The organism is Arthrobacter sp. CMU6, from assembly GCF_059090205.1.
On sequence record NZ_JBNHFL010000091.1, the window covers coordinates 1 to 587 of the forward strand.

Consider the following 587-nt stretch of genomic DNA (forward strand, 5'->3'; position numbering starts at 1 on the left):
TGTTGATCCAGACGGTGCCGGCCTGGATGCGGTTGGCCACCTCGCGGGCGGCGGGGAGGTTGGGGGACCAGACGGAGGCGCCGAGTCCGACGTCGAGGGCGTTGGCCATCTCCACTGCTTCATCGATGGTGGTGTAGCGGATGATGGGCAGGGCGGGGCCGAATTGTTCTTCGGTGACGAGGGGGTTGTTGTTGTCGATGTCGGCGATGAGGGTGGCGGGGTAGAAGTAGCCGGGCTGGGCGGGGTCGGGGTTGCCGCCGGTCAGGACGCGGGCGCCGGAGTCTTTGGCGGCCTGGACGAGGGTGGCGACGATGTCGTACTGGGCTTGGTTTTGCAGTGGGCCCAGGACGTTGTTTTCGTCGAGGCCGTTGCCCATGGGCGTGGCCTTGGCGACGTTGGTGAGTTCGTCGCAGACGGCGTCGTAGATGGTGTCGTGGACGTAGAGGCGTTTGAGCGCGGCGCAGGTTTGGCCGGTGTTGATGAAGGCGCCCCAGAAGAGGTCCTGGGCGATGGTTTTGGGGTCGGCGTCGGGCAGGACGATGCCGGCGTCGTTGCCGCCGAGTTCGAGGGTGAGGCGTTTGATGGTG

Annotated in this window: 1 protein-coding gene; it reads right to left on the reverse strand. The window is 66.3% G+C overall.

Annotated features, from left to right (window positions below; genetic code table 11):
* Positions 1-587, reverse strand: a 587-nt coding sequence (locus AC5RWD_RS23185) for an aldehyde dehydrogenase family protein (RefSeq protein ID WP_494022266.1), incomplete at both ends; no start/stop codon positions are given.